We start from the raw sequence: 14,571 nt of genomic DNA, 5'->3' as shown, positions 1-14,571 counted from the left end.
GCAAGCGCCCTTGAACGAACTTCCGTGGGAGCAAAGCTTGCTCGCGACGCGCACGAGCCTTGCTGCCACAGATCAATCAGGTCATGTACGCCAGAGCGGGATTCAAGCCCTCGGCTTGACCGTCCCGCAATCCTGCCCCAGCCACACGGCGCGAGTGTCCAGGCTGCCGTTCTGCTGGATGCCGGTGGCATTGAATGTGCCGTTCACCGCCGTAGTGAATTCCCGATCACTCTGGAATGTCGCGACCCCATTGCCTTGGGCTTTCGGACAACTGAAACGAAACTTCCACTGATTGCCGGTGCGCTCGGTGATCTGCTGCTTGCACCCCGATTGCGGGTCTTGCAGCGGAATGTCATTGGTCTGGACCTGCTCCGGGGTCAGGCATACGCGAATACCCTTGCCACCCATGGTGATGCCCTGCTTTTCCAGCATCGCCCGTTGCTCCGGGGTGATCTGGTTTTGCAGTTGGCCAAGAATCAGTTGCAGGTCCGGCAGATTCTGGTTGTCGACCTTCATATTGCTTGTAGTCAGTTCCCACAACCCTGGTTGAAGCATCTGCGCCTGAGCCGCCACAGAAACCGACAAACCAATCGTCAGGGCCAAACCCAGCAGACAAACTTTCATCACAAGCACTCCAGAGGACAGGTGGCCGTTAGACGTCTCCCACAGGCTTCGGTTCAGGCTCGGCAGGAGTGAATTAATTAGCGACATCCGTCGTGGAACATGGTCTGTTAAGCATTGAAACTTCAGGAGCAAGGCTGCCCCATGGATTACTTCGGCCCGCATGTTTTCGGTTACCTGATCGCACTGCTTCACACTCTGGGTTCCATCGCCGCCGTTCACGCGGTGCTTACGGTGCGCACCGCTCAGGGTTCCATCGCCTGGGCCCTGTCGTTGGTATTTATCCCCTACCTGACATTGATTCCCTATCTGGTTTTCGGCCGGAGCACGTTCGACGGCTATATCAAGGCGCGCCGGCAAGCCAACGAAGAAATGCGCAAAGCGGTTTCCGAGCTGAACTGGCGGCCATGGGTCGAAGAAGCCCTCGCCGCCCGCGCCTCTGAGGCCTACGCCTCGTTACGGGCGATGCCCAAGCTGGGCCGCACGCCGTGCCTGGCGAACAACCAGGTGCGCTTGCTCATCAATGGCTTCGCCACATTCGAGGCGATTTTCGAGGCCATTGAGAGTGCCCGGGAAGCCGTGCTGATTCAGTTTTTCATCATCCACGACGACCGCCTCGGTCAACGTCTGAAAACGCTGCTCCTGAAGAAAGCCGCCGAAGGTGTTGCGGTGTATCTGCTGTATGACCGCATTGGCAGCCATTCCCTGCCCCACCGCTACGTCCAGGCTTTGCGTGATGGTGGGGTCCATGTCAAAGCCTTCGCCACCCGTAGCGGCTGGCTCAACCGATTCCAGGTCAATTTTCGCAACCATCGCAAAATCGTCGCGGTGGACGGCGTCTTGGGTTTCGTTGGCGGCCATAACGTGGGCGATGAGTACATGGGTGAAAAGCCGCCCTTGGCGCCATGGCGCGATACCCATGTGGAAGTACGCGGGCCCGTCGTGGCGAGCATGCAAGAGTCGTTTGCTGAAGACTGGTTCTGGGCGGCCCGCTCATTGCCGCCGCTCATCCTGCCGGACGCGTACCCGGATGATGGCGTACTCTGCCAGTTGCTGGCCAGCGGCCCGGCCGACGCGTACGAAACCTGTTCACTGTTTTTTGTCGAAGCGATCCATGCGGCCAGCGAACGTGTCTGGATCACCACGCCGTACTTCATTCCTGATGAAGCGGTATTCGCTGCGTTGCGCCTGGCGGTATTGCGCGGGGTAGACGTGCGCATCTTGCTGCCCTCACGCCCGGACCATAAGGTCGTCTACGCGGCGTCGAGCCTGTACGCGTTCGAAGCCGTACGGGCCGGCGTGCGGGTGTTTCGTTATGAGCCGGGCTTCCTGCACCAGAAAGTCGTGCTGATTGACCGGGAAATCAGCGCCATCGGCAGCGCCAACCTGGACAATCGTTCGTTCCGGCTCAACTTCGAGGTGATGCTACTGACCGTGGATATTTCGTTCGCCACTCAGGTCGAGCAGATGCTCGAGGACGACTTCGCCCAAGCGCTGGAAATAGACAAACAGGAAAGCCGGGAGACCCACCGCCTGCAGAAGATCGGCATGCGGATCGCCCGGCTTATTTCCCCGATACTCTAAGTGGCACACATCTGATCAAGGGGTATAGATGTCGTCGCGAGTCCAGGGCAATTCATGGCTGCCATCGGCGTGCGTCTTCACCGCCAGGATCTGGTGCAGGTTGATCCACCCCTTGGCGAATGCGTAGGCGCATCCGGCCAGATAAAGCCGCCAGATCCGCAGCGCTTGCTCCGGCACTTCTTTGGCGGCGGCCTCAAGGTTGTCTTCCAGCCGCTCACTCCAATGATCGAGCGTGCGGGCGTAATGCATGCGCAGGCTTTCCACATCGACAATCTCCAACCCCGCTTCGCTGATCTGGGCGGAAATCATCGACAGGTGCGGCAGCTCGCCATTGGGGAACACATACTTCTCAATGAACTCGCCCGCGCCACGTCCGACCGGGCGGCCATCAGTGTGCTTGGCGGTGATGCCATGGTTCATCACCAAGCCACCCTCGCGAACCGCGCCGAAAAGCGTTTTGCAGTACTGCTGGAGATTGGCATGACCGACATGCTCGAACATGCCGACGCTGACCACCTTGTCGAAGCGACCGTCCTGGGGCAGGTCCCGATAGTCGAGCAACTGCAACTCCACTTGATCCTCCAACCCCTGCGCCTTGACCCGTTCCCGAGCGAGGGTCAGTTGCGCCTGGCTGAGGGTAATGCCGAAGACCCTGGCGCCGAATTCCCGGGCAGCGTAACGGGCCAAACCACCCCATCCGCACCCCACATCCAGCAGATAATCACCGGGTTGCAGACGCAGTTTGCGACACAGATGGCGGAATTTGGCTTGCTGGGCTTGTTCGAGGGTTTCGCTACCGGTCTCGAAATAGGCACAGGAATAAGCCATGTCGCTGTCGAGCCACAGCTGATAGAACGCGTTGGAAAGGTCGTAATGATAGGAAATCGCCTTGGCGTCGGTTTCCTTGTCATGAACTGAACGCACGGGTTGATTCGCGCCATCGTCTTCCATCAGCGCCTGACTCAGTTCATCACAGACGCGAATGACTTCGTTGATCGAACCTTCGAGTTCCAGCTTGCCTTCTACAAACGCCGCACCCAGCGCGTTCAGACTGGGGTGGGTGAATTGCGCGACCATTTGTGGGTCCTTGACCACGATCGTGACGCTGGGGTCGGCACCCAACGTAAACTCATGGCCGTCCCAGAGCCGCAGCCGAAGCGGTAAATGCAGATTCTGTAAGGCCGGTGGAAGTTGCGCGAGCATGAGATATCCCCCTTGTTTCAGACGACTGAAATGAGGGTAGACCATCCTAGAAAAATAGCAGGCTATCGAATTTATAGCCTTTTTCTATCGCCTTCCACATCTACTGTTCTAACCAGTAACTCCCTGAAGGGGTACACCCTCTGCGTAGCTGACTATGAGTATGGCCTACAGTTCGCCGAAATTCCCCTTTGGTCGAGGGTCTCGATTTTCAACAGCGGTTCCTGAAACCGCAAAAGACGCCCGGCATTACCCAAGACCAGCAACGTGCTCACGTTATGCAGCAATGCCGCGATCATCGCCCCAGCCGCGCCAAGCCAACCGAATGCGGCGAAAGCGATGATCGCCAGCGTCCAGCCCAACCCGATGATCACGTTGACCTGCAACGTGCGCCTGCATCGACGACTCAGGCGCACGCAGGTGCCGAGGCGGCGCAGGTCACTGCCGATCAATACAATGTCCGCCGACGCAAGCGCGATGTCCGAGCCACCCGCCCCCATCGCTATGCCCACTACTCCGGCCTTGAGCGCCAGGGAATCATTGATGCCATCCCCCACCACCATGGGTCGCAAGCCGTGGTCGATCTCGGCCATGACCCGTTTAAGTTTGTCTTCAGGCAAAGCGTGAGCCTGCACTTCGCCAATACCGATTTCCCGCGCCAGTCTGTTGGCTACGCTCTGGCGGTCCCCGGTCAGCAACAACTGGCGCCCCAGGCCCAGCGCCCGCAACTCAGCCATGGCCTGGCGCGCTTCCGGCTTGGTGCTGTCGGCCAACAACAGCCAGGCGATGAACGTTCCCCCCAAGGCCAGGCCGGCAATAGGTCCGTCATGGTCAGGGATCGGCGAAGTCTCGATCCCCAACCGGGCGAACAACTCAGCCCGACCAAGAGCCGCCTCACCTTGGTCGGTCATCGCCACCACACCCAACCCTTGGTGTTCGTGGATTTCGGTCAGCGGCAGATATTTTTCCGGCGCCACCAACCCAGCCAACGCACGACTGACCGGATGGCTGCTGGCCGAACCGAGGCTGGCGGCCAATGGCAGCAGAAAGGATTCATGCTCGCGGACGCTGTCGATGGATTGCAGGCGAAGGATGCCGTGGGTAAGCGTGCCCGTTTTGTCGACGACCAGCGAGGTCAGGTCCGCCAGTTCCTCCAGGAAGGCCGCACTACGGATCAGGATCCCGTGCCGCGCCGCGACCGCGATGCCGGCAACCGCCGTCGCCGGAGCTGACAGGACCAGTGCGCAAGGACACGCTGCCACCAACACCGCCAGCATCGCCTGGGCGTCGTTTGTAACGAACCAGGTCACCGCCGCCAACAGCAACACCAGCACCAGATAGCTGGCGGCGTACCGTTCAAGCAACCGGGTAATGGGCGGTTTGGAACGCTCGGCGTTTTGCATCAGGGCAATGACTCTGCCCAGCGTCGACTCATCCCCCGTGCGAGTCACTTCCAGGCGTAGCAGGCCATCGAGGTTGATCGCGCCCCCAAAGACCTCAGTGCCCACCAGCGCCTCCAACGGCACCGCCTCACCCGTAATGGGCGCGGTGTCGAGACTGGCCTGGCCAGACAGGACCCGGCCATCCACCGGCACCCGATCACCGGCGCGCACTTCCACCACATCGCCGGGTCGGAGCGTGGCGTTGTCGACTTCGATTATCGAGCCGTCGGCCTGAACCTTGCGCCCCTGGCTTCGGGTCAGTTGGGCGAGGGCATCGATGGCTTCCTGGGAACCGAGGACGCTGCGCTCCTCCAGCACGTGACCGAAGGTCATGATGATCGGCAACAGCGCAGCCGTCAGCAAATCCCCCGTGGCCCAAGCGCCGAGCATGGCCAGGGCAATCAGTTGATCGGTGACGCCATGCAGGCTCGGATATCGCAAGCTGTACCAGGCCGAACGCATCACCGGTACAGCCACCAACACGGAGGCCGCCCCCCACAGTAGTTGGCTGACAGCGTTCTGCTCCGGCGTCCACCCGCGCCATACCAGACCCAACGCGAGCAGACCGAGGGCAATCATCGCCAGCGTCAGTTGCCGCGCAACCGTACGCTGTTCGCTGGAAGACAACATGGACGCGGTGAGGGTTTCGGCGTTCATTGCTCAGCTCCCTGAATGATCAGGCGGGAATCGTCTTGCGGATCGACCGTTGTCACCGAACCGGCTTGGCGAAGAATGCCGGGTATACGTTCGCGATAAAGGCGTAGCCACATCTGAGGATCGCTCTCCTGAGTCTTCGCCAGGCTGAGGACCGTAGCAGTGTCAGCCGAGGCTTTGGAGAGCCGTTCACTGGCCTGAGCATGGGCAATCTGAAGGGCACGGTCGGCGTCCTCGCGGGCGGTCTGGGTCAGTTTCTCGGCTTCGGTGCGGGCGTTCGCCACGGCTTGGTCTGCCTGCTGGCTAGCGGTCAGTACCGCATTGAACGCACTCACCGCAGGGCCCGGAAGGCTCGATTGCACATCGACGCGCACCACCTCAATCCCTAGCCCCTGCCCTGTCGCGGCAAGATCGGCCAAGCGTCGATTGATGCCCTGGAGCAGATCACTGCGCAAGCGTTCACGACGTTCGGCCGCCTGGTTATCGCGGCCGATCAATTCGGGACGAGCCACGAGAATCGTATCCAGGTCCCGTGCTGCACTAAGGCTTATGGCGCTGCGGGTGACCAACCGGTCCAGCGCCGGCAACACATGCTCGCCCTGTACAACGAAGGCATAGGGCTCACTGACTTTGTAGAACACCCGCACATCCAGCTGCACCACACCCGCATCACCGGTCAATAGATAGCCAGAACCGGCCAGTGCATCGCTGACCGGTGTGGCAAAACTGGCGACGCGATCAGCCTGCAAAGCCGCATCCGAACGTAGCAGGTTTTCCACCCGCCGCTCCAGGACCCGATCCGCCGCTGGCAGCAAGATCACGTGTTCCACCGGACGAGGCCAAGCAAGCAACAGGCCGGCATTCTGGACTCGATCCAGGGCGCCGAAACGCAGGATCACTGCACGACTCTGCGGATCAATCTGTCGCACATTTGAAAATGCCCAGGCCAGCGCGGCTAAAACCGTGACGGCATAGAGCGCCAGAAAGGCTAGCCGTCCGGCCTGAATCCAGGGGCTGACGGAGGTATTTGTTCCACGTGGAACCAAACTCATGGCCGTGTTCCACCTAAACGTTCCACGGATGGTGGGCCCTCTACCAAGGCGCGAAACGGTGCGGCGTCGGTGCGCAAAATCAGTTTCGTACCCGGGGAAACAATTGTTCCCAAGGTGTCCAGCGAGCGCAGAAGGTTGTAGAGCTGGGGGGACCCGGCGTATGCCTTGCTATAGATCCCGGCAGCTTCAACACGGGACTGCGCCTCGATCTCAGCCGCTTTCACCTTTGCATCGGCCTGAAGAATCCTCGCATCACGCTCTGCGGCAGAACGAATCTGCGCCGCTTCACGCTTACCAATGGCGGTGCGCTCAGTAGCAATGGTTTCACGCTCAGCGCGCATGCGATCCACCGTCGCAGTCAGCGTCACCGACGGTAAGGTCAAGCGCTCGATGCCAACTTGCAGCACCCGAACGCCGTAGGTGCTGAGCAATTGTTGATCAATCTGCTGCCGCAACTGAGCTTCAAAATCGGCGATGCGCACTTGGCTGGCATCGGTGTTGACCAGGCTGGCCAAATCAAAACTGGCGGCGGTGGTTTCCAAGGCTGAACCAACGAACGTGCGAATCTGCCGTGCAGCTTCATCCGGTTGATTCTGCACCGCACGCATAAAGCGCTGAACGTTTTGCGGGTCACCCTGCACCTGCCACGCCACGTAGGCCTGAACAATGATCCGCAATCCGTCGCGGGTACCCACGTCCTGAAGCCCGCTGGAGGTGGTGCGTAATCGCAGGTCCACCGGGATCGCCGCTTCGAACGGTGCCGGCCAGTGCCAGTTCAAACCTGGTTGCAGCAGCACCCGCGCCGGATTGCCGAAACGGGTAATGACCGTCGCCTCTCCCGAGCGCACTTGCACCAGGCTGGCGGCAGCGATAGCAAACGCCACCAGCAGCGCCGCCCAGCCCACCCGGCCCCAAGGAAACGGGCCGGCCACATGTGGATCGTCATGATGGTGATGATGCCCGTGGTGATGGTGGTGGCCGGCATGAGCGTGACCGGGATGATCATGGTGATCATGTGAAGAAGACTGGCTCAATGGGCAGCTCCTGGCTGGACCGGGTTAGGCGGCGAGGCGGGATCCGCCGGCAGCGTGAACGTACGCAAATCGAGGGTGGGCGCGTTGCTCCCAGCCCCCAGGCGATGATCGAGAATCAGCAGCTTTGCATTGCCAAGTCCCTGGCTTAGCTGGCTGAGATATTGCTCCAGCACAAAAGCATGGCCAGCCGTTGCGTAGGCTTGGCGTTCGGCGTTGAAGCGCAAGTCGGCGGCTTGGGCGGTCGCATTGATTTCTCGGGCGGTGGCTTGAGCATGGTCATGGATGATGCTGGCTTGCAACTGCGCCTGGTTAGTCTGCTGCGCTGCGGCACCACGCTCCCGGGCGATCAGGGCCTGGGCGCCAATCTGCGCCGCTTGCACGCCGTGATAGGCATTGGCGGCGCCGGCCGGCGGATGAATCGCTTCGACCACCGTTGCCAGAATTTCCACACCGCTGTCGAGCCTCTGCAAGTCAGCCTGTACTGCACGGCCGATTTCATCCGCCAGACTGATCCGATCGACACCCAGCAAACCATCGAGCGTCCGCGAGGCGAACTCATGCACCAGGACGCGGCTGGCGGTGCTGCCGATCAGCGCGGGCACATCGGCACTGTTGTAGGTGGCCGCCAGTGCCGCCGCGTCGGTGAGGCCGATGCGATAGACGAAACGCACGTCCATGTTGACGATCTGGAAGCTCTGCTGGTCGGCTCGGCGGCTGGCAATGACTTGGGATTTTTCGTTCACATGACTGGCGTCCCACAATCGATTGGCAGCCGCGGGTGCCGGTCCTTCCACTGAATCAGCCTCGGTAACCATCCGGTTGCCGCCGACGCTGGTGGCCAGTTCATGCACGACGCCGTTCTCGACGTTCAACACCCTGCCCAACGGCCACGGCAAGCCGACTTGCAGGCCAGGGCCGAATACTTCCACCGGTTTACCAAAACGCTCGTAGATGCCCCGCCCTTGCAACGGAACCTCATGCACACCAGTCAGCAGCCACCCCACCAAGGACACTAGCGCCACCACCGGCAAAAAGGCGCGACGCATGTAGCTGAACGCCCAGATCTGACGCAAGTCGATCCCGAAATGGCTGTGCAGCTCATGTTGCAGCGCCGACAACGGCCGTGGTGGCCAGCGCAGCAACTCGGCGATGACACTTCGGCCCAGCAATGATGGCTCTTGGGAATCCCGGCGCGGGCTGAACAACGACAGCAATGCGCGCAGTAACAATTCCGCCGCCACCAGAGCCGGCAGCACCCCCATCAGCACGGCCAGGCGCACCGGCCAGATGGACGTTGGTGCGGCGAACAGCACGCACAAGGCGCCCAGCACCAGTACGACAATCGCCACCCGGGTCAGCTGAGCCAGCGCCTGGGCCTCCGGCCATTGCTGAGGGGATTGCTGGACCCACTGACGCTCCAACACCAACAACCCGAACGCCAGCAGTAAAGAGAGCACCGCTCCCATACTGGCCGACACGCCGAGCTCGGTCGCAGGTAATTCCAGGTTCCAGGTTTGCTCCAGACTGAACAGCACCAGGAGTGCCCAACCGAGCAGCCACAACGTGGGGCCGCCGATGTGCTTGAGCAGGGCGATCCAACGGACACTGATTCGATCCAGCAGGCGCTCATACCAGCCATGGTCACCCACTGGCGGGGTTTCAGAAACCGGGATATCCATAACCGGCATCAGCGCCCTGCCCCGCCACTGGGTGATCCACCAGGCCGATTGCAGACCCGCCACCAGCACCCATACTCCGGCACTTTGACTGACCAGCAGCGGCGGCCACATCGACTGCGGCGAGAACAACCCGATGAAAAACGCCACCACCAGGCCCAGGCTCGCTACGCCACCCAACCCGAAGGCGATCCGCCTCAAGCGACGCCCCTGAAAGAGCGCCTGCTGGAACCGCGGCAACTGGGCTATCTCTACCCCCTCGACATCAAGATCGATTTGCATACCACCCCGACGCGGCTCTGTTACATATCGTTACCTTATAACGACTCTTGTGAAATTTATGTTTGAGCACCTTCTCGCAAATTCTCGACCCTGGCCCTTGACCGAGATATTCGAGAACGCACATATTACGATCATAATTTTTCTCAAGCAGAGCGGGAGAAGCGCCATGAGCAACTACGACGTGATCATTCTGGGCGGTGGCCCCGGTGGGTATAACGCGGCGATTCGCGCCGGACAGTTGGGCTTGAAGGCCGCCTGTGTCGAGGGCCGAGCCACCTTGGGCGGCACCTGCCTGAACGTCGGTTGCATGCCCTCCAAAGCATTGCTCCACGCCTCGGAGCTGTACGAAGCGGCCATGGGAACGCCATTCGCCAATCTGGGCATCGAAGTCAGCCCCACCCTCAACCTCGCTCAAATGATGAAGCAGAAGGACGAGAGCGTGGCAGGCCTGACCAAGGGTATCGAGTTCCTGTTTCGCAAGAACAAGGTCGAATGGATCAAGGGCTGGGGCCACATCGACGGGCCCGGCAAAGTGACGGTCACTGGTGAAGACGGCGGCAAGACCACACTGAGCGCCAAGGACATCGTCATCGCCACCGGTTCCGAGCCCACTCCCCTGCCGGGTGTGGCGATCGATAACCAGCGCATCCTCGACTCCACCGGTGCATTGTCCTTGAGTGAAGTGCCGCGTCATCTGGTGGTGATCGGCGCAGGCGTCATCGGCCTCGAATTGGGTTCGGTCTGGCGGCGCCTGGGCGCTGAGGTCACGGTGGTGGAATACCTCGATCGCGTCTGTCCTGGCGTGGATGGCGAGGCCGGCAAGACCTTGCAACGGGCCCTGGGCAAACAAGGCATCCAGTTCAAACTGAGTTCCAAAGTCACCGGCGCCACGTCTTCGGCCAGCGGCGTGCAATTGCAGGTTGAGCCTGCAGCGGGCGGCGAGACGCAGCTCTTGGATGCAGATTATGTGCTGGTCGCCATTGGCCGTCGGCCGTATACCCAGGGGCTGGGGCTTGAGAACGTCGGCCTCAGCACCGACAAACGCGGCCTGCTCGCCAACAAGGGCCACCGCACCGAAGCGCCCGGCGTGTGGGTGATCGGCGACGTGACATCCGGTCCGATGCTGGCCCACAAGGCGGAAGACGAGGCCATGGCCTGCATCGAACAGATCGTCGGCAAGGCCGGCGAGGTCAACTATGACCTGATCCCCAACGTTATCTACACCCGTCCAGAACTGGCCAGCGTCGGCAAGACCGAAGAACAGCTCAAGGCTGAAGGCCGCGCCTACAAGGTCGGGAAGTTTCCGTTCACGGCCAACAGCCGGGCGAAGATCAACCACGAGACCGAAGGTTTCGCCAAAGTACTGGCCGATGAACGGACCGATGAAATCCTCGGCGTACACCTGGTGGGGCCGAGCGTCAGCGAGATGATCGGGGAATACTGCGTCGCCATGGAGTTCAGCGCCTCAGCCCAGGACATCGCGCTGACTTGCCACCCGCACCCTACCCGCTCGGAAGCCTTGCGCCAGGCGGCGATGAATGTGGAAGGGATGGCGACACAGATGTAATGCGTGAACTTATCCACAACACGCGGGGAGCAAGGCTTGCTCCCCGCGTATCTGGATGTCTACAAAGCTTAACGAGCCGAAATCCGGGCCTTGCGCTGGCGACGGCTGATCAATCCCAGCCCCAGCGCCACCACCAGCAGGCCACCGGCTATTTGCAGCCAAACCTTATAGGGCCGCAACACCGAACGAATCGGCTCCAGCGCCTGGGTCACGTAGCGTTTGTCCGCGTTACGAAAATCAGGATAAGGGCAGTGGCGGCCAAAATCCCAGGCCCACTCCACGTAAGGGCCATGCTGCACATAACGTTGATACAACGCACGTTGCTCCGCCAGACTGGAGTTGTACCCCACCGCGGCGCACAGCACCGCCGCAAACGCATGGCTGGTATGGGGCAGGTTGTCGGCCGCCTGGCTCGCCAACGCCGTGGCGACAAAACGGTAATGATAACGCGCGTCCGGTTGCGCGGCGCTGGCCTGCTGGCGTTGCCACTCGCCTTCGCTGATCAGCGGTCCAACCTTCAGGTCGGCGGGTTCAAGGCTGTAGTTGCCGCCAAAGGTGGCGTAGTCCGGCGCCATCTCGTAACCGAGCAGTTCCATACCATGGGTACGCGCGAACCAGGATGCATTGAAATACGCCTCGGCCCGTCGAGTGGGCCACCACCTGGACTCGGCCTCCTGGCGCAACTGCCCATACGCTCGGGCCTGGTTCTGTAGCTCGACGTTGTCGAAGTAGTCCGGCGCCTCGTCGTAGCGTCCTTCTCGCAGCAAGCGGCGCCCCAGCAGATTGCGCAGGTTCGCGGCCACCGGCAGTTGCACGTAATTGTCGCGATCCTGCTGGCTCAACGGCGGCACCGCCGGGACTTGAGCATCGACGTACTGCTTGAGTTCGTCGACGGTCAGCACCCGCTCAGCGACCGTAGCGGCGTCATACCAATAAATGCTCTGGCTACGGTAGAGCTGATCGAAGGCTTGAAGGTAATCGCCCCGTTGCAAGGCCAGGATCGCGCTTTCGCCTTCGACCCGGCACTTGGGTTGCACGGACTCGTAATTCCAATCCGGCGTGCGTCGCTCGCCCCACGACTCGTCTTTGGGAAACGCCTGGGCGGCTTTGGCATAGGCCGCCGCCGCGGCGCCTTTGTCACCCTCGCGCACCGCCAGTTTGGCCCGCAGCCACCAGGCCAGCCCGCTATCCCCGGCCTTTTCCAGGAACGCCTTGGCGGCGGCATAATCGCCTTGCTGATAGTTCACCGCCGCCAGACGGTCGGCATTATCGAGGCTGTCACGGGTGCTGGCTTGCAGCAACTTGACCAGCCGCTTCTCGCCGGCCGGTTGCTCACCGAATGACCAACCGATACGGCTGAGCAACGAAGCGGTGAGCAGTTGCTGCACTGCTTTGCCTTTGAGCTGGCGCATCAACTGCTCGTCCGGCAGCTCGCTCAGGTCACCGACCAATTGTTTCAACGAACTGTAGCCGACCTCGGAGCCCAGCCGGTTCTGGCTGGCGTAGAGTTCAATGGCACTGTTCCAATCGTCACGGGTGTAGGCAACCCGGGCTTCTTCGCCGAGGCTGGCGACACCCAGCTCCAACGGGTCGCTGAAGCCACTGATGCTCAACTGACGAGCCTGACGGAACGCCTCTTGAGCCTGCTCCAGCAATACGGCCGGTTCACCGTTGCCCGCCTCGCTGCTCATGGCGAACAAGGCTCGTCCCAGGGAATACGCGGCCCATGTGCTGCGCAACCGGCGCTCGTGCGATGGCAACGCGAGCAACTGACGGAACGAATCGACCGCCAGCGCATGCTCGCCGGCGTTGAAGGCTGCCGCGCCGATCGCGTACAGCCGCAGTTCGGCAGGCAGATTCGCCGCTTCGGTGGTGACCTGCTGAACGTCGGTCAGCGCCCGCACCCGCTCCACCACCGCTTGCTGCGGCGGGGTCAGGCCAAGCCGTTCGGCCTTGTTGCGTTGTTCGACGTAGGCAGGCACATCACCATAACGCTGATCCGGGTTGGCCGTCGCATCGGAGGCCGACTTGAGCCCGGCTATGGCGTGGCCGAGGCGACTGATCTCGAAGCGAAAGCTGCCTTCGGGCAGATCCGCCAGCGATTGGCTGCGGTTATCCAGCAGGCGCATCGGGAAATCCGGTCCGCAGGCCAGCACCTGGCCCAACGGCAGGCTGAGGCTCAGACAGAGCAGACGACTGGGCCACTTACGGGTGAACATTGAAACCTCCTTGGTCAATTTTCGTACAGCGCGCCCAGCCAACGGCACGCTGGGCGCCGGCGGCCAGGCGGCCTTCCTGAATGCGGGTGAAAGTAAGCAGTCCGGGAGTTTGTTGCAACGTGTACCCCGCCAGCGCATCGGCACCGTCGCAGGCGCCAACGACCAAGGTCAGGCGTTGGGGCCAGGGGCTGTCGAGATTGCCCTGGTTAACCAACTCAATATCGTAAAGCCCGTCCTGTTCACGCACACGCAAGGCCAGGCGACTATCCAGGCGGTCTCCCCGCGCAACGGCACCGAGGGTGGTCAAACTCCAGGCACGTCGGTCATCCGCCAGCGGCAGGCGAAACCAGATCAGCCCGGCCAGATGTGTCGGCGGGTCGGCCCGCAGTTCTGTCACCAGCCCGGCCACTTGCTGCGGGTCGGCCAGCAGCTCACGACGTTCGCCGCCTTGATCGATCGGCACTTCACTTTCAACCACCGGCACACCACTGTCCTGAGTCAACAGCGCCATGCCGTAGGCTGGCAGGGCCAGATAGAACGGTCGCGTGGTAACACCGCTCCAGCGTTCGGCCCAGCGCAAAGCCTGTTTCGGGTCGAACAGCCCCTGCCGGGGATCACTGACCGCATGGACCTGCAACACGCTGCTGTCCACCGTCCGCAGCAGCCCTGGCAACGCAGGGCTGTCGAGCCAGGCAGGTAATGCCGTGATGCTCAGCCCCAGCGTGGCGGGCAGGGCTTGCCGCAAGCGGTTCAAAAATGCGCCATAGGCAGGCAGTCGCGCACTACCGGCGTCGTGGTCGATCTCGATCCCTACTGGGGCCAGGCCTTGCGCTTGCCAGTCGCTCAGCAGCTGCTGGATCTGCGCGATCACATCGTCCTGATCCAGAAATTTGAGCTGACCGTCCAGGCGTATCACTGCGATCAGCGGTCGACCGTCAGCCTTGAGCAGTTGCGCATCGATCCGCGCGCGGCTCCAGCCGGCCTGGGGAAAGGCCTGCAAGGCAAGAATGCGCAGGCTGGAAAAATCCCTGTGGCTTTGTTGCAGCGCCGGCACGTGAGCCGGCGTCCACTGGCGCTGCCAGACATAGAGTTGTTGATCGAGAGCCGGTGGCGGGGACTGTTCACAGCCGCTTAACAGCACTGCGGCAAGGATCAGCGATAGCCGGAAAAGAAAAGCCATGGAGTTTCAGCACCCAAAAAAGGCTGGCAGATTAACCCCTCCCGCGCCAGCCACAAATGA

Annotated in this window: 10 protein-coding genes; 2 read left to right on the top strand and 8 right to left on the bottom strand. The window is 61.5% G+C overall.

The features are described 5' to 3' along the window. Positions 1-102: 102 nt before the first annotated feature. Positions 103-624 (bottom strand): DUF3617 domain-containing protein, encoded by a 522-nt coding sequence (locus BW979_RS03640; RefSeq protein WP_047226681.1) that lies wholly within the window; start codon positions 622-624, stop codon positions 103-105. Positions 625-765: 141 nt separating this feature from the next. Here BW979_RS03640 and cls point away from each other — a divergent pair, with 141 nt between their 5' ends. Continuing rightward, positions 766-2,205 (top strand): cardiolipin synthase, encoded by a 1,440-nt coding sequence (gene cls, locus BW979_RS03635; RefSeq protein WP_047226680.1) that lies wholly within the window; start codon positions 766-768, stop codon positions 2,203-2,205. A gap of 15 nt (positions 2,206-2,220) precedes the next feature. Here cls and cfaB read toward each other — a convergent pair whose 3' ends face one another. The 5 genes from cfaB to hflK (BW979_RS03610) all read right to left on the bottom strand — a co-directional run bounded on the left by cfaB (position 2,221) and on the right by hflK (BW979_RS03610) (position 9,545). After that, positions 2,221-3,408 (bottom strand): C17 cyclopropane fatty acid synthase CfaB, encoded by a 1,188-nt coding sequence (gene cfaB, locus BW979_RS03630; protein WP_047226679.1) that lies wholly within the window; start codon positions 3,406-3,408, stop codon positions 2,221-2,223. Positions 3,409-3,560: 152 nt separating this feature from the next. Then, positions 3,561-5,504, bottom strand: coding sequence for a cation-translocating P-type ATPase (locus BW979_RS03625; RefSeq protein WP_076383188.1), 1,944 nt, complete (start codon positions 5,502-5,504; stop codon positions 3,561-3,563). After that, positions 5,501-6,553, bottom strand: coding sequence for a protease modulator HflK (hflK, locus tag BW979_RS03620; protein WP_076383187.1), 1,053 nt, complete (start codon positions 6,551-6,553; stop codon positions 5,501-5,503). The genes BW979_RS03625 and hflK (BW979_RS03620) overlap by 4 nt, the downstream gene beginning before the upstream one ends. Then, positions 6,550-7,587 carry a protease modulator HflC gene (hflC, locus tag BW979_RS03615; protein ID WP_076383186.1) on the bottom strand — a complete coding sequence of 346 codons (1,038 nt, stop codon included), beginning with the start codon at positions 7,585-7,587 and terminating at the stop codon, positions 6,550-6,552. Before hflC ends, hflK (BW979_RS03620) begins: the two co-directional genes overlap by 4 nt. Next, complete coding sequence (gene hflK / locus BW979_RS03610; protein ID WP_076383185.1) at positions 7,584-9,545, bottom strand: protease modulator HflK; 1,962 nt, start codon at positions 9,543-9,545, stop codon at positions 7,584-7,586. Before hflK (BW979_RS03610) ends, hflC begins: the two co-directional genes overlap by 4 nt. Positions 9,546-9,711: 166 nt before the next feature. Between hflK (BW979_RS03610) and lpdA the strand changes: the two genes are divergently transcribed. After that, a complete protein-coding gene (lpdA, locus tag BW979_RS03605) occupies positions 9,712-11,112 on the top strand; it encodes a dihydrolipoyl dehydrogenase (RefSeq protein WP_076383184.1) in 1,401 nt (466 codons plus the stop codon). A 68-nt stretch (positions 11,113-11,180) separates the two neighbouring features. On the opposite strand, the gene BW979_RS03600 is transcribed toward lpdA, so the two are convergent. After that, on the bottom strand, positions 11,181-13,331 hold the full coding sequence (locus BW979_RS03600; RefSeq protein ID WP_076383183.1) for a hypothetical protein: 2,151 nt from the start codon (positions 13,329-13,331) through the stop codon (positions 11,181-11,183). Next, complete coding sequence (locus BW979_RS03595) at positions 13,318-14,511, bottom strand: DUF3142 domain-containing protein (protein ID WP_076383182.1); 1,194 nt, start codon at positions 14,509-14,511, stop codon at positions 13,318-13,320. The genes BW979_RS03600 and BW979_RS03595 overlap by 14 nt, the downstream gene beginning before the upstream one ends. Positions 14,512-14,571 lie beyond the last annotated feature (60 nt).

The organism is Pseudomonas sp. A214 (assembly GCF_900156295.1).
In the GTDB taxonomy this organism is placed as follows: Bacteria; Pseudomonadota; Gammaproteobacteria; order Pseudomonadales; family Pseudomonadaceae; genus Aquipseudomonas; species Aquipseudomonas rhizophila.
The sequence above is the reverse complement of the archived record's forward strand: the minus strand, read 5'-3'. Positions and strand labels throughout refer to the sequence as shown.